Annotated in this window: 14 protein-coding genes; 10 read left to right on the plus strand and 4 right to left on the minus strand. The window is 65.9% G+C overall.

Features of this window, described 5'->3' with window-relative positions; genetic code table 11:
- The first annotated feature begins 2 nt into the window (after nt 1-2).
- Nucleotides 3-1916, plus strand: coding sequence for a nucleoside-diphosphate sugar epimerase/dehydratase (locus tag ROV93_RS03545; protein WP_032954120.1), 1914 nt, complete (start codon nt 3-5; stop codon nt 1914-1916).
- Entirely contained in the window at nt 1913-2791 is an 879-nt protein-coding gene (galU, locus tag ROV93_RS03550) for a UTP--glucose-1-phosphate uridylyltransferase GalU (protein WP_072168277.1), read from the plus strand. Before ROV93_RS03545 ends, galU begins: the two co-directional genes overlap by 4 nt.
- A 427-nt stretch (nt 2792-3218) precedes the next feature.
- On the opposite strand, the gene ROV93_RS03555 is transcribed toward galU, so the two are convergent.
- From ROV93_RS03555 to ROV93_RS03570, 4 genes are all read right to left on the minus strand, one after another.
- Nucleotides 3219-4569, minus strand: a protein-coding gene (locus ROV93_RS03555; protein WP_312538553.1) for an IS3 family transposase whose coding sequence is annotated in 2 segments (ribosomal slippage) — nt 3219-4119 and nt 4118-4569 — 1353 coding nt in all. Because the reading frame shifts where the segments join, the coding sequence is not laid out codon by codon here.
- A gap of 133 nt (nt 4570-4702) precedes the next feature.
- Nucleotides 4703-5911 carry an acetyl-CoA C-acyltransferase gene (locus tag ROV93_RS03560; protein ID WP_005409292.1) on the minus strand — a complete coding sequence of 403 codons (1209 nt, stop codon included), beginning with the start codon at nt 5909-5911 and terminating at the stop codon, nt 4703-4705.
- A 69-nt stretch (nt 5912-5980) separates the two neighbouring features.
- The gene (locus ROV93_RS03565) at nt 5981-8353 is read right to left on the minus strand and encodes a 3-hydroxyacyl-CoA dehydrogenase/enoyl-CoA hydratase family protein (protein WP_088496169.1); all 2373 of its coding nucleotides are present in this window, start codon (nt 8351-8353) and stop codon (nt 5981-5983) included.
- A 39-nt stretch (nt 8354-8392) separates the two neighbouring features.
- Complete coding sequence (locus ROV93_RS03570) at nt 8393-9046, minus strand: TetR family transcriptional regulator (protein WP_061477903.1); 654 nt, start codon at nt 9044-9046, stop codon at nt 8393-8395.
- A gap of 342 nt (nt 9047-9388) precedes the next feature.
- Between ROV93_RS03570 and ndk the strand changes: the two genes are divergently transcribed.
- The 8 genes from ndk (at nt 9389) to moeB (ending at nt 17339) form a co-directional block, all read left to right on the plus strand.
- Nucleotides 9389-9814 carry a nucleoside-diphosphate kinase gene (gene ndk, locus ROV93_RS03575; protein ID WP_005409295.1) on the plus strand — a complete coding sequence of 142 codons (426 nt, stop codon included), beginning with the start codon at nt 9389-9391 and terminating at the stop codon, nt 9812-9814.
- Between the two features lie 10 nt (nt 9815-9824).
- Nucleotides 9825-11030 carry a 23S rRNA (adenine(2503)-C(2))-methyltransferase RlmN gene (gene rlmN / locus ROV93_RS03580; RefSeq protein WP_005409296.1) on the plus strand — a complete coding sequence of 402 codons (1206 nt, stop codon included), beginning with the start codon at nt 9825-9827 and terminating at the stop codon, nt 11028-11030.
- Complete coding sequence (gene pilW, locus ROV93_RS03585; protein ID WP_072168970.1) at nt 11017-11802, plus strand: type IV pilus biogenesis/stability protein PilW; 786 nt, start codon at nt 11017-11019, stop codon at nt 11800-11802. The genes rlmN and pilW overlap by 14 nt, the downstream gene beginning before the upstream one ends.
- An 18-nt stretch (nt 11803-11820) precedes the next feature.
- The gene (locus ROV93_RS03590) at nt 11821-12690 is read left to right on the plus strand and encodes a RodZ domain-containing protein (RefSeq protein ID WP_072168969.1); all 870 of its coding nucleotides are present in this window, start codon (nt 11821-11823) and stop codon (nt 12688-12690) included.
- A gap of 65 nt (nt 12691-12755) precedes the next feature.
- Entirely contained in the window at nt 12756-13394 is a 639-nt protein-coding gene (locus tag ROV93_RS03595) for a tetratricopeptide repeat protein (RefSeq protein WP_061477900.1), read from the plus strand.
- A complete protein-coding gene (gene bamB, locus ROV93_RS03600; protein WP_005416243.1) occupies nt 13394-14602 on the plus strand; it encodes an outer membrane protein assembly factor BamB in 1209 nt (402 codons plus the stop codon). Before ROV93_RS03595 ends, bamB begins: the two co-directional genes overlap by 1 nt.
- A gap of 18 nt (nt 14603-14620) precedes the next feature.
- Nucleotides 14621-16018 carry a ribosome biogenesis GTPase Der gene (gene der, locus ROV93_RS03605; protein WP_005413118.1) on the plus strand — a complete coding sequence of 466 codons (1398 nt, stop codon included), beginning with the start codon at nt 14621-14623 and terminating at the stop codon, nt 16016-16018.
- 184 nt (nt 16019-16202) lie between these two features.
- On the plus strand, nt 16203-17339 hold the full coding sequence (moeB, locus tag ROV93_RS03610; protein ID WP_072168976.1) for a molybdopterin-synthase adenylyltransferase MoeB: 1137 nt from the start codon (nt 16203-16205) through the stop codon (nt 17337-17339).
- The last annotated feature ends 29 nt before the right edge of the window (nt 17340-17368 follow it).

Consider the following 17368-nt stretch of genomic DNA (forward strand, 5'->3'; position numbering starts at 1 on the left):
TTATGGCTTCACCCTGGCGGGACAGAATCCTCGGCCTGATGCCGCGTTCGGCCATCGTCTGCCACGACCTCTTCATGGTCTGGGCATGCTGGCAGTTGCTCCATGCAGGGCGTTACTCGATCCTGCCCAACGCTCCGGCGCTGCCCCTGTGGAACGTCGATACCACCCTGGTGCTGCTGCTGCAGGGCCTGGTGTTCTGGCGCGTGGGCCTGTATCGCGGGCTATGGCGGTTCGCCAGCGTCAGCGACCTGCTGAACATCTTCAAGGCCAGCTTCATCGGCATGGTCGCCATCGTCCTGGTGCTGATGTGGAAGCGCTTCGACGGCGTGCCGATGTCGGTGCTGGTGATCTACCCGTTCGCGCTGTCGGCCCTGCTGGGCGCACCGCGCCTGCTGTACCGGGCCTGGAAGGATTACCAGGCACTGCAGTCCGATTCCAGCGCCCGCCGCGTGCTGATCCTCGGCGCCGGCCAGGCGGCGGAAACACTGGTGCGCGACCTGCGTCGTTCCGGCAACTTCGAGCCGGTCGGCCTGCTCGACGATGCACCGCACCTGCGGGGCGCCAAGCTGCAGGGCCTGCCGATCCTCGGCACCCTGGATGACGCCCCGACGGTGGTCCGCGAGACCGCTGCCAAGCTGCTGGTCATTGCCATGCCGTCACTGGACGCCGCAGGCATGCAGCGCGTTGTCGCGATCTGCGAAAGCACCGGCGTTCCGTTCCGTACCGTGCCCAAGCTCAGCGACATCCTGCAGGGCCAGTCGCTGCCAGGCCAGCTGAAGGAAGTGGCGATCGAAGACCTGCTGGGCCGCAAGCCGATCATGCCGGACTGGAACCTGATCCGCGGCTGGTTGGGTGGGCGCACTGTGATGGTCACCGGCGCCGGTGGTTCGATCGGCTCGGAGCTGTGTCGCCAGTGCGCGCGGCACGGTGCAGGTCGCATCATCCTGCTGGAAATCAGCGAGCTGCTGCTGCTGACCATCGAAGGCGAGCTGCGGCGCAGCTTCCCCGATGTCGAGATCGAGGCGGTGCTGGGCGACTGCGGTGACCCGGCGGTGATCCGCCACGCGCTGTCGCTGCACCCGGTCGATACCGCCTTCCATGCCGCCGCCTACAAGCACGTGCCCGTGCTGGAGCGGCAGCTGCGCGAAGCGGTGCGCAACAACATCCTGGCGACCGAGAACGTCGCCCGCGCGTGCCTGGAAGCCCGCGTGGAGCATTTCGTGTTCATTTCCACGGACAAGGCGGTCGACCCGGTCAATGCGCTGGGTGCGAGCAAGCGCTACGCCGAGATGATCTGCCAGAGCCTGGACCAGAAGTCCACCCACACCCGTTTCGTCACGGTGCGCTTCGGCAACGTGCTGGCGTCGGCCGGCAGCGTGGTGCCGCTGTTCCGCGAGCAGATCCTGCGCGGTGGTCCGGTCACGGTCACCGACCCGGAAGTCAGCCGTTACTTCATGACCATCCCCGAGGCCTGCCAGCTGATCCTGCAGGCGGCCGCGTCGGCGTCGCATGGTGCGATCTACACCCTGGACATGGGCGAGCCGGTGCCGATCCGTGTGCTGGCCGAGCAGATGATCCGCCTGACCGGCAAGCAGCCGTACAAGGACATCCAGATCATCTACACCGGCCTGCGCCCGGGCGAGAAGCTGCACGAGACCCTGTTCTATTCGGACGAAGACTACCGTTCGACCGCGCACCCGAAGATTCTCGAGGCCGGCGTGCGTACGTTCTCGCGCGACCTGGTGCTGGGCAATGTTCCGCGCCTGCGCGAGGCGATTGCCAGCTACGACACTGCCAGCATCCAGGAAATCCTGTTTGCGACGATGCCGGAATTCTCGCCAATCGAACAGGATGCTTACATTTCATCCGCTAAAGTCGTGCCCTTTCCGGCACGTGAGGCAAACAGGCACCAATGAGCAAGCGAATTCGCAAGGCAGTTTTCCCGGTGGCAGGACTGGGAACGCGTTTTTTGCCAGCAACCAAGACTGTGCCGAAGGAGATGCTGCCGATCATTGATCGGCCGCTGATCCAGTACGCCGTTGATGAAGCCATCGAAGCCGGCTGCGACACGCTGGTGTTCATCACCAACCGCTACAAGCACGCGGTCGCCGATTATTTCGACAAGGCCTACGAGCTGGAGCAGAAGCTCGAGCGCGCCGGCAAGCAGGAGCAGCTGGAGCTGATCCGGCATGTGCTGCCCAATGGCGTGCGCGCGATCTTCGTGACCCAGGCCGAGGCGCTGGGCCTCGGGCACGCAGTACTGTGTGCCAAGGCTGTGATCGGTGACGAGCCGTTCGCGGTGCTGCTGCCCGACGATCTGATCTGGAACCGCGGTGCCGGTGCGCTGAAGCAGATGGCCGACCTCAATGAAGCCAGCGGTGCCAGCGTGATCGCGGTCGAAGACGTCCCGCACGAAAAGACCGCCAGCTACGGCATCGTCGCCACTGAGGCGTTCGATGGCCGCAAGGGCCGCATTTCGCAGATCGTCGAGAAGCCGAAGCCGGAGGACGCGCCGAGTGACCTGGCGGTGGTCGGCCGCTACGTGCTGAGCCCGAAGATCTTCGAACTACTGGAACAGACCCGGACTGGTGCCGGTGGCGAGATCCAGCTGACCGATGCGATTGCCGAGCTGCTGAAGACCGAAGAAGTCGATGCCTATCGTTTCGAGGGCACCCGCTTCGACTGCGGTACGCACCTGGGGCTGGTGGAGGCGACGATCCGCTTCGCGCTGGACAACCCGAAGCTGGCCGGCCCCGCGCGGGAGAAGCTGGCGGCGATGCTGGCGGAATAAGGGGTTTATCAAGCGCTCCGTCAGCGCTTTGATTGATACATGGGGGAGGGGGCGGATGGCCCTCTCCAAAACACGCCAAAGCCCTTCCATGGTGCTCGATGGCGCCATCCCTGGCGCCAACGGTTTTGGAGAGGGCCATCCGCCCCCTCTCGACAGTTTCCTGCGGGCGCGGACGGGAAGGGCGGAATCAAAGGCAGAAGCAAAAGCAAAAAAGGCAGCCATAGGCTGCCTTTTTTGCTTGTTGGGGTCAGAGCCCTTTGCGTAGCAAAGGGCTCTGACCCCGGCTCTTGCCTTGCCTTTGCTTACCCTTCCGCCGAGCGGAATGCCGGGTGGCGCGGGTGGGTGAGGCTGACCGGGACTGTCAGCGGCATGGATGCCGCTGCCAAGCCCCCAGGGTGAAGTGACCCCCGAGACTTGGACGGTGGGGTCAGGCGGCTGCTTGGGCCTGTTCCCGGTACTTTACCGGGCTTAGCCCCTTCAATTTCAATCTGATTCGCTCTTGGTTGTAGTACTTGATGTACTCCACCAGCCCGGCCTCCAGGCTTTCGATGCTGTCAAAGCTGTTCAGGTAGAAGAACTCCGACTTCAGCGTCCCGAAGAAGCTTTCCATTGCCGCATTGTCCAAGCAGTTGCCACGTCGGGACATGCTTTGCTTCAACGAGTGCTTTTCCAGCATGTGCCGGTAGTTCTCATGCTGGTACTGCCAGCCCTGGTCGGAGTGGATCATTGGCCGCTCATCCGGCGAAAGCTTCTTGATGGCCTCCTCCAGCATCTGACCTACCAGATCGAACACAGGCTGGCGCTTGATCTGATAAGCCACGATTTCACCGTTGTAGAGGTCCATGATCGGCGACAGGTACAGCTTCATGCCTTGCACCTTGAACTCGGTGACGTCAGTCACCCACTTCTGGTTGGGCCGCTCGGCATGGAACTGGCGATTGAGGTCATTGCCAACCACAACATTGGCGGCCCCTTTGAAGGACCGGTAGCGCTTCACGCGTACCCGTGATTTCAGGCCCATCTCCCCCATCAGGCGCTGTACCCGCTTGTGATTGGTCCGATGGCCCTGATTGGCCAGTTCCAGCGTCACCGTGCGATACCCATAGCGCCCTTGGCTTTGATCGTAGATTGCCCGGATGCGCTCGCACAGGGCTGCCTCATCCTGATCCGGATGGGCCAGGACATGGTTCTGGTAATAGAACGTACTGCGTGACAGCTCTGCCGCTTCGAGCAGAAGCGACAGCGGATGAACCTGCCTCAATCCTTGGATGGCTTGCGCTTTGCGTCCTGCGCCGCCTGCTCTTCCCGGATCAAGGCATCGAGTTTTTTAGGTAGTCGGTCTCCGCACGCAGATAGGCAACTTCCTTGAGCAGCTCATCGCGGCTCATTTCCTCAGGTGGCTTGGACGAACGGGTCTTTTTCATCGGCTTTCGGGGCGGCGGCGGAGGTGGTGCCAGCGCTTGGGCACCGCCTTGAGCATACAGGCGACGCCACCGACCCACCGCGCCGGCATCGCCAATTTGAAAGTAAGTGGTGGCCTCCCGCCCGGACATGCCGTCCTGGCCCATCTTCTTCAGGACAGCCAGCTTGAATGCGAGGTCATAGGACTGGGACTGGCGATGAAATCCCCGCCAACCATGCAGCCGATAGGTCGCCACCCAGCGCCTGACCGTGGAGAACTCCAGGCCGTAGCGACGAGCAACGGCTTTGACCGATGTGGAGGTCTTGCAGGCCTGTTTGGCGACCTGCAGTTTGAAACGCGCGTCGTATCTGTTCATGTATCCCTCGGGGTCGGATCTGATGTCCAACTCCCGGGGGTCACTTCAGGGACGGGTTTACGGCGTGTCCCGGGCAGCCTCACCCACCCGGGCCCCACAGCCAACCAACAATCAGCCGGAAACGCTTTGAACCTTACAGCGCCTCGAAAATACCCGCCGCACCCATGCCGGTGCCGATGCACATCGTCACCATGCCGTACTTCTGCTGGCGACGACGCAGGCCGTGCAGCAGGGTCGCGGTACGGATCGCGCCGGTCGCGCCCAGCGGATGGCCCAGGGCGATCGCGCCGCCCAGCGGGTTGACCTTGCTCGGGTCCAGGCCGCAATCGCGGATCACTGCCAGCGACTGCGCGGCGAAGGCTTCGTTCAGTTCAATCCAGTCCAGCTGGTCCTGGGTCAGGCCGGCCTGCTTCAGAGCCTTCGGGATCGCGGCGATCGGGCCGATGCCCATCACTTCCGGGCGCACGCCGGCCACCGAGAAGCTGACGAAACGGGCCAGCGGGGTCAGGCCGTAGTCCTTGATCGCCTGCTCCGAGGCCAGCAACACGGCACCGGCGCCATCGCTCATCTGCGACGAGTTGCCGGCGGTGACGGTGCCGCCGAACTGGCCGTTGCGGAACACCGGGCGCAGCTTGGCCAGGCCTTCAGCGGAGGAATCCGGGCGCGGGCCCTCGTCGGTGTCGGCGATCTTGTTGCGGGTGATGATGCGCTGGCCATCGGCCAGGTCCGGCAGGTGCGAGACGATCTCGTACGGGCTGATTTCGTCCTTGAACTCGCCGTTCTGGATCGCCGCCATGGCCTTCTGGTGCGAGGCCAGGGCGAACGCGTCCTGGTCTTCGCGCGAGACCTTCCACTCTTCGGCCACCTTCTCGGCGGTGATGCCCATGCCGTAGGCGATGGCGACGTGGTCGTTGTCGAACACGCTCGGTGCCATGGCGATCTTGTTGCCCATCATCGGCACCATCGACATCGACTCGGTGCCGCCGGCCAGCATCAGGTCGGCGTTGCCCAGGCGGATCGCGTCGGCGGCCTGCGCCACGGCCTGCAGGCCAGAGGAGCAGAAGCGGTTCACGGTCTGTGCGGCGATGGTGTTCGGCAGGCCGGCCAGCAGCACGCCGATGCGCGCCACGTTCATGCCCTGCTCGGCTTCCGGCATGGCGCAGCCGATGATGGCGTCATCGATGCGGTTGACGTCCACGCCCGGGGCCTGGGCGACGACGCTGCGCAGCACGTGCGCAAGCATGTCGTCGGGGCGGGTGTTGCGGAACATGCCCTTGGGCGCCTTGCCAACCGGGGTACGGGTGGCGGCGACGATGTAGGCGTCCTGGATTTGCTTGGTCATTGCAATGATCTCTTGAATAGGGGTTGGAAGAGGTTGCCGGCCAGCGGCCGGCACTACCGATGTCTTCCGTCAGTTCCGCAGCGGCTTGCCGGTCTTGAGCATGTGCGCGATGCGGGCCTGGGTCTTTTCCTGCTGGGCCAGTTCGACGAAGTGCTTGCGCTCCAGGGTCAGCAGCCACTCTTCGTCCACCAGGGTGCCGCGATCGACCTTGCCGCCGCACAGCACGGTGGCGATGCGCTCGGCGATCTCGTAGTCGTACGGGCTGATGAAGCGGCCTTCCAGCATGTTGACCAGCATCATCTTGAAGGTGGCGATACCCACGTCCCCGGCGACCTGGATGCGGCGTGCAGGCAGCGGCGGACGGTAGCCGGCTTCGGCCAGGGCGCGTGCTTCGGCCTTGGCGATGTGCAGGGCCTCGTAGCTGTTGAACACCACCTTGTCGGTGCTGCGCAGCAGGCCCAGCTCCTTGGCGTTGACCGCCGAGTTGGACACCTTGGCCATCGCCACGGTCTCGAAGGTCTTCTTCAGTTCGGCGAACACGTCGCCACCCGGGCCCGCAGCCTGCGAGGCGCGCACCGCCAGTTCCTTCAGGCCGCCACCGGCCGGCAGCAGGCCGACACCGGCTTCGACCAGGCCGATGTAGCTTTCCAGGAAGGCCACGGTCTTGGCGCTGTGCATCTGGAACTCGCAGCCACCACCCAAGGCCAGGCCGCGCACGGCGGCCACCACCGGCACCAGCGAGTACTTGATGCGCTGGCTGGTGCGCTGGAAGTTGGCGACCATCTCTTCGAACTGGTCGACCTTGCCGGCCTGCAGCAGGCCCAGTGCACCGGCCAGGTCGGCACCGGCGGAGAAGGGTTCCTTCTGCTGCCAGATCACCAGGCCCTGGAAGTCCTTCTCGGCGCGGCTGACGCATTCCTGCAGGCCATCCAGCACCTGGTCGGACACGGTGTTCATCTTGGTCTTGAAGCTGACCACGGCGATGCCGTCACCGTCGTGCCACATGCGCAGGCCGTCGTTCTCGAACACGGTCTCGCCCGGCGCGAACTTCTCGCCCAGCAGCGGATCCGGGAAGCGCTGGCGCTGGTACACCGGCAGCGACGAACGCGGCAGCTTGGCGTTGCGCGACGGGCTGTAGCTGCCCTCGGCGGCGTGCACGCCATCGCGGCCATCGAACACCCAGTCCGGCAGCGGTGCGTTGCTCATGCTCTTGCCGGCCACGATGTCATCGGCGATCCACTGCGCGACCTGCTTCCAGCCGGCGGCCTGCCAGGTTTCGAACGGGCCCAGCGACCAGCCGTAGCCCCAGCGGATGGCCAGGTCGACGTCGCGCGCGGTCTCGGCGATGTCGGCCAGGTGGTAGGCGCTGTAGTGGAACAGGTCGCGGAAGGTCGCCCACAGGAACTGCGCCTGCGGGTGCTGGCTTTCCCGCAGCTTGGCGAACTTCTCGGCCGGGTTCTTGATCTTCAGGATCTCGACCACTTCCGGGGCGGCGGTGCGGTCGGCCGGGCGGTAGTCCTGCTTCTCCAGGTCCAGCACGACGATGTCCTTGCCGACCTTGCGGAAGATGCCGGCGCCGGTCTTCTGGCCCAGCGCGCCCTTGGCAATCAGCGCGTCCAGCCACTTCGGGGACTTGAAGAATTCATGCCACGGGTCATTCGGCAGGGTGTCGCCCATGGTCTTGATGACGTGCGCCATGGTGTCCAGGCCGACCACGTCGGAGGTGCGGTAGGTGGCCGACTTCGGGCGGCCGACCAGCGGGCCGGTCAGGCCGTCCACTTCGTCGAAGCCCAGGCCGAACTGCTGGGTATGGTGGATGGTCGACAGGATCGAGAACACGCCGATGCGGTTGCCGATGAAGTTCGGGGTGTCCTTGGCGTACACCACGCCCTTGCCCAGGGTGGTGACCAAGAAAGCTTCCAGGCCTTCCAGCACGGCGGCATCGGTGGTGGTGGCCGGGATCAGCTCGGCCAGGTGCATGTAGCGCGGCGGATTGAAGAAGTGCACGCCGCAGAAGCGGTGGCGCAGCTGCTCGGGCAGCACGTCGGCGAGCTTGTTGATGCCCAGGCCCGAGGTGTTGGAGGCCAGCACCGCGTGGTCGGCCACGAACGGGGCGATCTTCTTGTACAGGTCCTGCTTCCAGTCCATGCGCTCGGCGATGGCCTCGATGATCAGGTCGCAGTCCTTCAGCTGCTCCAGGCCGGACTCGTAGTTTGCCGGGGTGATGGCTTCGGCAAGCGACTTGCTGGCCAGCGGCGCGGGACTCAGCTTGCCCAGGTTGGCGATCGCCTTCAGCACGATGCCGTCGGCCGGACCTTCCTTTGCAGGCAGGTCGAACAGCACGGTGTCGACGCCGGCGTTGGTGAGGTGGGCGGCGATCTGGGCACCCATGACGCCGGCACCCAGCACGGCGGCGCGGCGGACTAGCAGGGAATTGGACATGGTGTAGGGCCTTTGTTGGTCAGCAGTTACTGGGTGGAATCAAACGGAAGCGGGCAGGGCGCTGGCGCGTGCGGCGGCGCGGAACCCGGCTTCGGCGAAATGGATCAGTTCGTGGGCGGCATGGGCACGATGCGCCGCTTCGGTGACACCGGCGGGACGCTTGATCAGCCCGAAGTCGGCCATGGCATAGGTGAGCGAACCGGCCAGGAAGTCCAGGCGCCAGTACAACTCTTCCTTGCTCAGGCCGGGCACGCATTCGCCGATGGCCTTGCCGAATGCACGCAGCACGTGGCCGTAGTGGTCGGACAGGAACTTGCGCAGGTTGTCGTTCTTCTCGGCATAGGCGCGGGCGATCACGCGCACGAAGGCGCCGCCGTTCTGGCGGTCCTGGGCCAGCGCCAGGGCCGGCTCGACGAAGGCGGCCAGCACCGGGCGCAGTTCGCCAGGGTGCTCGGCGCGGGCGCGTTCGAGCTGAGACAGGCGGGCGCCGGTCATCTCGTCCATGCGGCGGCGGAATACCTCGTTGACCAGGTTTTCCTTGGAACCGAAGTGGTAGTTGACCGCCGCGATGTTGACGTCGGCCTGGCTGGTGACCTGACGCAGCGAGGTGCCGGCGAAGCCGTGCTGTGCGAACAGCTCCTCGGCCGCGCCGAGGATCCGGTCCTTGGTCGAGAAGTGTGCGGGCTTGGCCATCGGTGGGCGGACCTTAATCAAACGATTGTTTGATACTAGAACCAGACGGTAGCGTATGGCATTTTGCAGTGCAGCAAAATTGCCCGGGCCGGTCAGATTTCACTCAGGTGGGTGAATGGGTGGATCTGAACCTGTAGAGCCGAGCCCATGCTCGGCTGCTCTTTCCAAAGGTCAGCCGAGCATGGGCTCGGCTCTACAGGAGGGCCGCAGGCCCTCTACCACCCAGCCGCGTTATCTTTTACAATTCGCCTACGTTTATCAGGCTAAGCCCGCGTCCCGACGCGGGTTTTTTTCATGTTACCCTTCGGGCCATCAGCGGCCCGATTCCATTGGAGACATCCCATGGCGCTGGAGCGCACCCTTTCGATCATCAAGCCGGACGCCGTTGCCAAGAACGTCATCGGCGAAATCTACGCCCGCTTCGAGAAGGCCGGCCTGAAGGTCGTGGCCGCCAAGTACAAGCAGCTGTCCCGCCGTGAAGCCGAAGGCTTCTACGCCGTGCACCGCGAGCGTCCGTTCTTCAACGCGCTGGTCGAGTTCATGATCTCCGGCCCGGTGATGATCCAGGCCCTGGAAGGCGAGAACGCCGTCCTGGCCCACCGCGACCTGCTGGGCGCCACCAACCCGAAGGAAGCCGCGCCGGGCACCATCCGCGCCGACTTCGCCGAATCCATCGATGCCAATGCCGCCCACGGCTCGGACTCGGTCGAGAATGCCGCGATTGAGATCGCCTACTTCTTCGCCGCCACCGAAGTCGTCTCGCGCTGAGAGTAATGCCGTGAACGAGGTCGTACAGTCCCCCGCCATCCAGCCGCTGCCGAAGTCGGCACCCACGGCTGGCAAGCAGAACCTGCTCGACCTCGATCGCGCGGGCCTGGAGAAGTTTTTCGTCGAGGTCCTCGGCGAAAAGAAGTTCCGTGCCCATCAGGTGATGAAGTGGATCCACCATCGCTACGTCACCGACTTCGATGAAATGACCGACCTCGGCAAGGTCCTGCGCGCCAAGCTGCAGGCCCATGCCGAGGTGCTGGTTCCCAACATCGTGTTCGACAAGCCCTCCGCCGACGGCACCCACAAGTGGCTGCTGGCGATGGGCGTGGATGGCAAGAACGCCATCGAGACCGTGTACATCCCGGACAAGACCCGTGGCACGCTGTGCGTGTCCTCGCAGGTCGGTTGCGGCCTGAACTGCACGTTCTGCTCCACCGCCACCCAGGGCTTCAACCGTAACCTGACCACCGCCGAGATCATCGGCCAGGTGTGGGTTGCCGCACGCCACCTGGGCAACGTGCCGCACCAGATGCGCCGCCTCACCAACGTGGTGATGATGGGCATGGGCGAGCCGCTGATGAATTTCGACAACGTCGTGCGCGCCATGAGTGTGATGCGCGACGACCTGGGCTACGGCCTGGCCAACAAGCGCGTGACCCTGTCGACCTCTGGCCTGGTGCCGCAGATCGACCGCCTGTCTGCCGAAAGCGACGTGTCGCTGGCGGTGTCGCTGCATGCGCCGAACGACGCGCTGCGCGAGACGCTGGTGCCGCTCAACAAGAAGTACCCGATCGCCGAGCTGATGGCCTCGTGTGCACGCTACCTGCGCGCCAACAAGCGCCGCGAGTCGGTCACCTTTGAATACACCCTGATGAAGGGCATCAACGACAAGCCTGAGCATGCCCGGGAGCTGGCCCGCCTGATGCGCCAGTTCGACAACGCGGTGCAGGCCAAGGATTCGGGCAAGGTCAACCTGATCCCGTTCAACCCGTTCCCGGGCACCCGCTACGAGCGATCGGAAGAAGCGCACATCCGCGCCTTCCAGAAGATCCTGCTCGACAGCAACGTGCTGACCATGGTCCGCCGCACCCGTGGCGACGACATCGATGCCGCCTGTGGCCAGCTCAAGGGCCAGGTGATGGACCGCACCCGCCGCCAAGCGGAGTTCAACAAGACGCTGCAGGCGGGGAAGGGGAGCGATGCCGCGGCCTGACCGCCTCTGGCTGGTTCTGTTCGCGGGCGTGCTGGCCGTTGCGGTCGGCGGCTGCAAATCCCATCCCAAGGCCAAGCTTGGGCCGAGCCAGGCGCCGGTCTATTCGGTGGCTGACCCGGAAAGCGTGCGGCGCGAAGTGCGCTGGCGCGACCTGTTGACCCTGGCGACCCGTGACCTGCAGGTCGGCAATCTCGACGCCGCCGAGCGCAAGGTGCGCGAAGCGCTGAAGCTGGCGCCCGAGGCGCCCGATGCGCTGGTGCTGCAGGCCGGCATCGATGACCGTCGTGGCCGCACCCGCCAGGCGGGCGAGAATTTCCGCAAGGCCGCCGAGCTGGCGCCGCAGCGCGGGGACGTGCTCAACAACTACGGTGCCTGGTTGTGCCAGCAGGGCCAGCCGGCCGAATCGCTGGTCTGGTTCGACCGGGCGCTGCAGGCGCCGGGCTATGCCACCCCGGGCGAAGCGCAGGCCAATGCCGGCAGCTGCGCACTGGACGCTGGGCAGCTCGAACGTGCCGAGCGCGACCTGCGCGCGGCACTCGTCGCGGCGCCGGCCAACCCGGTGGCGCTGGAGTCGATGGCCCAGCTGAGCTTCCGCCAGGGCCGCTACATGGAGGCCCGGGCCTTCGCCGAACGTAGGATTGCGGCTGCACCCGCAACGCGTTCCGTGTTACAACTTGCGTCTCAAATCGAAGCGAGGCTGGGCGATCGGGCGGCATCTGATCGCTATCTGCAGCGGATTCGACAGGAATTTCCGCAGGATGCGGGCTCCTAACTCCAGGGTTGATGCATTGTGATTGATGACCAGACTGTGAGCGCTCTCGAGACTGCGGCCGGCTGCGGCACCCGCCTGCGCCAGGCCCGTGAAGCGGCCGGACTGACCCTCGAAGATGTCGGCTCGCGCCTGCGCATGCCGGTCCAGGTGGTCAAGTCCCTGGAAGAGGAACAATGGCAGAAGCTGGGGGCGCCGGTGTTCGTGCGCGGCCAGCTGCGCAGCTATGCGCGCCTGCTCGACGTGGACGTGGGCGAGCTGCTGGAACAGGCCCAGGTCGGCCCGGTGGTTCCGCCCACCCTGGTCAGCCATACCCATACCCCGCGTGCGCGCCGCATTGCCGAGAACCTCGGCCGGCGCGTGCTGTATGTCGGCATCACCGCCGTGCTGGCGGTGCCGGTGTGGTTCGCCACCCGTGGCCACTTCGACGGCAGCGCGACCCCGTCGCCGAGCACCGCCTCGCTGGACGTGATCCCGGCCGCCGTGCCAGTCACTCCGTCCGCAGCCGGTAGCGAGACGGCCGCCCCGGCCGAAGCGGCCATGGCCCCGGCCAGCAAGCCGGCGGCCACCCCTTACGTCGCCTCGCTGGCCCCGGTGCCGCGCCCGGCGCCGGCCCCGGCTGCCGGCAATGCGCTGGAAATGCAGTTCAGCGGCGACAGCTGGGTCGACATCGGCGGCCCGGACGGCAGCACCGTCGAGAAGGCACTGATCAAGTCCGGCGAGACCCGCAGCTTCACGCCGGGCCAGGTGACCCGGGTGACCCTGGGCAACGCCTCGGCGGTCCAGGTTCAGCAGAACGGCGCTATCGTCGATCTGACCCCCTACCAGCGAGCCAACGTGGCACGCTTTCAGGTATCCTCTGAAGGCTCCGTAGTCCCGGTTTCGCACTGAGGCGCGGTTTCACCACCTTCGATTAAACCCAATGGTCCCTCCCGACGGGCGGGGCGAGAGTACGCATGGCGATCGACGATCTGCTCGACGAGCACGAACAAAGTGAACGCGTCCGCAGCTGGCTGCGGAAGAATGGCGCCAGCATCCTCGGTGGCGTAGTCATCGCCATCGGTGCCATTGCCGGCTGGCAGTGGTACCAGAAGGATCAGGGCAGCAAGCTGGCCTCGGCCAATGTCGAGTACCAGAAGGCCCTGCAGGGCCTGCAGCAGAACAAGCTTGACGACGCCGCCAAGGCGGTCAAGGCGCTCGAAGCCGGCCCGTCCAGCATCTACGGCGACCTCGCGGCGCTGCAGCTGGCCAAGGCCCAGGTCGACGCCGGCAAGAACGAAGAGGCACTGGCCACCCTGCGCAACGTGAAGGTCGAAGGCGACCTGCAGCGCGTGGTCGACCAGCGTGTGGCCCGCCTGCTGGTGGCCACTGGCAAGAGCGACGAGGCCATCAAGCTGCTGGGCAGCGCCACCGACAGCAGCAGCCTGGAAATCCATGGCGATGCGCTGATGGCGCAGGGCAAGCGCGATGAGGCCCGCGTACAGTACGAGAAGGCGCTGAAGACGCTGGACGTGGCAGCGCCGCAGCGGCGCCTGCTGGAAACCAAGGTTATGGACGCCGGCGGCACCGTTGCCGCCCCTGCGGAGTCGGTTTGATGAGTCAGAAGGTCATGATCACCCGCGTCGCCACCGTGCTCCTGATGGGCATGGCCCTGACCGGCTGCGGCACCATGAAGGGCTGGTTCGCCGGCAAGGACGCGGCGGCGAAGAAGGCACAGGAACCGGCTGAGCTGGTCAAGTTCGAGCCGACCGTGAAGGTCAGCAAGATCTGGTCGGTCAACCTCGGCAAGGGCGAGCGTCGCATCGGTGTGCGCCAGGGCCCGGCGGTGGCCAACGGCCACGTGTTCGCTGCGGCGATCACCGGTGGCGTGCACGCCATCGACCTGCAGACCGGCAAGAAGGTCTGGACTTGGGAGCCGAAGAAGGAAAAGAAGAAGGCCAAGCTGCGCTTGTCCGGCGGCCCGGGTGTCGGTGAGAACCTGGTCGTGATCGGCACGCTGGATGGCCAGGTCATCGCGCTGGACATCAACGACGGCAGCGAGAAGTGGCGCGCCCGTGTTCCGGGTGAAGTGATCGCCGCGCCGGCCGTTGCCCAGGGCATGGTCTACGTGCGCAGCAACGACGGCCGCGTGACCGCCTTCGATGTCGGCAACGGCACCCAGAAGTGGTTCAACCCGAGCGAGCTGCCGGCGCTGACCGTGCGCGGCAACGCGCCGGTGGTGACCGGCCCGGGCGTGTTGTTCATCGGCAAGGACGAGGGCGCGGTTGCGGCCCTGGCCCAGCAGGATGGCCGCACGCTGTGGGAACAGAACCTCGGCAACGGCGAAGGCCGCACCGAGCTGGAGCGCATGGCGGACGTCGACGGCGCACCGGTGCTCGATGGCAACACCCTGTACGTGAGCAGCTTCAAGAACCAGACCATGGCCATCGAAGGCCCGACCGGTCGCCCGCTGTGGGCGCGCGACCATGGCGGCGCAGGTGGCGTGGCGGTGTCGTCGGGCAATGTGTTCGTGACCGACAACAAGGGCGGCGTGTTCGGCCTGGACAAGGCCAGCGGCGCAGCCATGTGGTCGCAGACGGCACTGGCCCGTCGCTCCCTGACCGGCCCGGCACTGCACGGCGACTACGTCGTGGTCGGTGACTACAAGGGATACGTGCACTGGTTGCAGGCCTCCGATGGTGCGATGGCGGCACGGGCAAAAAGTGGCGGCGACGCCCTGCTGGCCCAGCCGGTCGTCGTAGACGGTGTGCTGCTGGTGCAGAACGTGGATGGCAAGCTGACCGCCTTCCGGTTGGCAAACTAAAAAATTGGAGTAATCGCGATGCTGCCTCTGGTCGCCCTGGTTGGACGGCCGAATGTCGGCAAGTCGACTATTTTCAATGCGCTTACGCGCACCCGTGACGCGCTGGTCCACGACCAGCCCGGCGTCACCCGCGACCGCAACTACGGTGTCTGCCGCCTCGACGAGGACAACCATTTCCTCGTCGTGGATACCGGCGGTATCGCCGGGGAAGACGAAGGCCTGGCCGGCGCCACCACGCGCCAGGCCCGGGCGGCGGCTGCCGAAGCGGACCTGATCCTGTTCGTTGTCGATGCCCGCGAGGGTACGTCGGCGCTGGACGACGAGATCCTGGCCTGGCTGCGCAAGCTGTCGCGCCCGACGCTGCTGCTGATCAACAAGATCGACGGCACCGACGAGGACAGCGTGCGTTCCGAGTTCGCCCGCTATGGCTTCGGCGAGATGCTGACCGTCTCGGCCGCGCATCGCCAGGGCCTGGACGATCTGTTGGACGAAGTGATCCAGCGCCTGCCGGAAGAAGGCAGCGGCGAAGAGCTGGACAACGACCCGAACCGCATCCGCATCGCCTTCGTCGGCCGCCCGAACGTGGGCAAGTCGACCCTGGTCAACCGCATCCTCGGCGAGGAGCGCATGATCGCCTCCGACGTGCCGGGTACCACCCGCGACTCGATCGCGGTGGACCTGGAGCGCGACGGCCGTGAGTACCGCCTGATCGACACCGCCGGCCTGCGCCGCCGTTCGCGCGTGGACGAGGTCGTCGAGAAGTTCTCGGTGGTCAAGACCATGCAGTCGATCGAGCAGTGCCAGGTGGCCGTGCTGATGCTCGACGCCACCGAAGGCGTGACCGACCAGGACGCGACCGTGCTCGGTGCCGTGCTCGATGCCGGCCGCGCGCTGGTGATCGCCATCAACAAGTGGGATGGCCTGACCGAGTACCAGCGCGAGCAGGCCGAGACCATGCTGTCGCTGAAGCTGGGCTTCGTGCCGTGGGCCGAATCGGTGCGCATCTCGGCCAAGCACGGCTCGGGCCTGCGTGAGCTGTTCCGTGCGGTGCATCGTGCGCACGAATCGGCGAACAAGACCTTCACCACCAGCGAAGTGAACAAGGCGCTGGAAGTGGCCTACGAGACCAACCCGCCGCCGACCATCCGGGGCCATGTCTCCAAGCTGCGCTACGTGCACCCGGCCGGTTCCAACCCGCCGACCTTCATCGTGCACGGCACGCGCCTGAAGGAGCTGCAGGAGTCGTACAAGCGCTACCTGGAGAACTTCTTCCGCAAGCGCTTCAAGCTGATCGGCACGCCGGTGAGCTTCATCTTCCGCGAGGGTACCAACCCGTACGAGGGCAAGAAGAACGTCCTCACCGAGCGGCAGGTCAAGGCCAAGCGGCGCTTGATGAAGCACGTCAAGGGCAAGTGATTCACGGGAAGGCGGCCGCAGGGCCGCCTTCTTCGTTCGCGCTCCCACCGGTAGTGCCGGCCGCTGGCCGGCAACCTCGCGTCGTCCGGTGCGTTCATGGCCATGCCGGCCAGCGGCTGGCACTACCCCATGTTTGCAGGTATCGGTCAAGGCGGCCTGCCGCCACGTGCGCGATAATGCGGCCATGAGCATCCAAGAGCTTTCCCCCGCGCAGGCACGCGAGCGCCTGGCCCATGGCGCCGTGCTGATCGATGTGCGCGAGGCGCACGAGCGGGCCGGCGGCATGGCCGAGGGCGCGCGCGGCGTGGCCAAGGGCGAGCTGCAGGCCGACCCGGCCGCGCATCTGCCGCGGCGCGACCAGGAGATCCTGCTGATCTGCCAGAGCGGCAAGCGCTCGGCCGATGCCGTGCAGTTCCTGCTGGAGGCCGGCTACACAAACGTCGCTTCCGTGACGGGCGGTACCGTGGCCTGGCGCGAGCAGTCGCTGCCCTTGGTGCAGCCGCTGGCCAGCGCCGCCGACCGCGATTTCTTTGATCGCTATTCGCGGCATCTGCTGCTGCCACAGGTGGGCGAGGCCGGCCAGCGCCGGCTGCAGCAATCACGCGTGCTGGTGCTGGGCGCGGGCGGCCTGGGTGCGCCAGCCGGCTTCTATCTGGCCGCCGCCGGGGTAGGGCACCTGCGCTTTGCCGACCACGACCGCGTGGAGCGCAGCAACCTTCACCGGCAGATCGTGCATACCGAAGCCAGCGTCGGCCAGCTCAAGGTCGATTCCGCTCGCGAGCGCCTGCTGGCGCTGAATCCCTCCATCGAGGTCGAGGCGGTGCCGGAGCGGGTGACCTCTGAGAACGTGGATGCGCTGCTCGAGGGTGTGGACGTGGTGCTGGATGGCTCGGACAACTTCCCGCTGCGCTACCTGCTCAACGACGCCTGCATCAAGCACGCCAAACCGCTGGTGTATGCCGCCATCGAGCGCTTTGACGGCCAGGTAAGCGTGTTTGACGCTGGCCGCCAGCGTGGCGTGGCGCCGTGCTACCGCTGCCTGTTCCCGGAGCCGCCGCCGCCGGAATTTGCGCCGAACTGTTCCGAGGCCGGTGTGCTGGGCGTGCTGCCTGGCTTGGCCGGCGTGCTGCAGGCCACCGAGGTGCTGAAGCTGCTGCTGGGCATCGGTGAGCCGCTGGTCGGTCGGCTGCTGCGCTTCGATGCGCTGGGCATGCGCTTCCGCGAGACCGGCATCCGCCCGGACCCGCATTGCCCGGTGTGCGCGCCGGGCGTGCCGTTCCCGGGGTATATCGATTACGCCGCGTTCTGCCGAGGTGGTTGAACCCGGCCGGGGCATCATCCACGCATGGC

Source organism: Stenotrophomonas maltophilia group sp. msm4 (genome assembly GCF_032025605.1).
Lineage (GTDB): Bacteria > Pseudomonadota > Gammaproteobacteria > Xanthomonadales > Xanthomonadaceae > Stenotrophomonas > Stenotrophomonas sepilia.

What these genes read in the sequence shown, in the direction of transcription:
- ROV93_RS03570 (WP_061477903.1), bottom strand. Translation starts at nt 9,046, where the DNA reads ATGGCCAAGCCCGCACACTTCTCGACCAAGGACCGGATCCTCGGCGCG.
- galU (WP_072168277.1), top strand. Translation starts at nt 1,913, where the DNA reads ATGAGCAAGCGAATTCGCAAGGCAGTTTTCCCGGTGGCAGGACTGGGA.
- ROV93_RS03565 (WP_088496169.1), bottom strand. Translation starts at nt 8,353, where the DNA reads ATGTCCAATTCCCTGCTAGTCCGCCGCGCCGCCGTGCTGGGTGCCGGC.
- ROV93_RS03545 (WP_032954120.1), top strand. Translation starts at nt 3, where the DNA reads ATGGCTTCACCCTGGCGGGACAGAATCCTCGGCCTGATGCCGCGTTCG.
- bamB (WP_005416243.1), top strand. Translation starts at nt 13,394, where the DNA reads ATGAGTCAGAAGGTCATGATCACCCGCGTCGCCACCGTGCTCCTGATG.
- moeB (WP_072168976.1), top strand. Translation starts at nt 16,203, where the DNA reads ATGAGCATCCAAGAGCTTTCCCCCGCGCAGGCACGCGAGCGCCTGGCC.
- ndk (WP_005409295.1), top strand. Translation starts at nt 9,389, where the DNA reads ATGGCGCTGGAGCGCACCCTTTCGATCATCAAGCCGGACGCCGTTGCC.
- der (WP_005413118.1), top strand. Translation starts at nt 14,621, where the DNA reads ATGCTGCCTCTGGTCGCCCTGGTTGGACGGCCGAATGTCGGCAAGTCG.
- ROV93_RS03595 (WP_061477900.1), top strand. Translation starts at nt 12,756, where the DNA reads ATGGCGATCGACGATCTGCTCGACGAGCACGAACAAAGTGAACGCGTC.
- ROV93_RS03560 (WP_005409292.1), bottom strand. Translation starts at nt 5,911, where the DNA reads ATGACCAAGCAAATCCAGGACGCCTACATCGTCGCCGCCACCCGTACC.
- pilW (WP_072168970.1), top strand. Translation starts at nt 11,017, where the DNA reads ATGCCGCGGCCTGACCGCCTCTGGCTGGTTCTGTTCGCGGGCGTGCTG.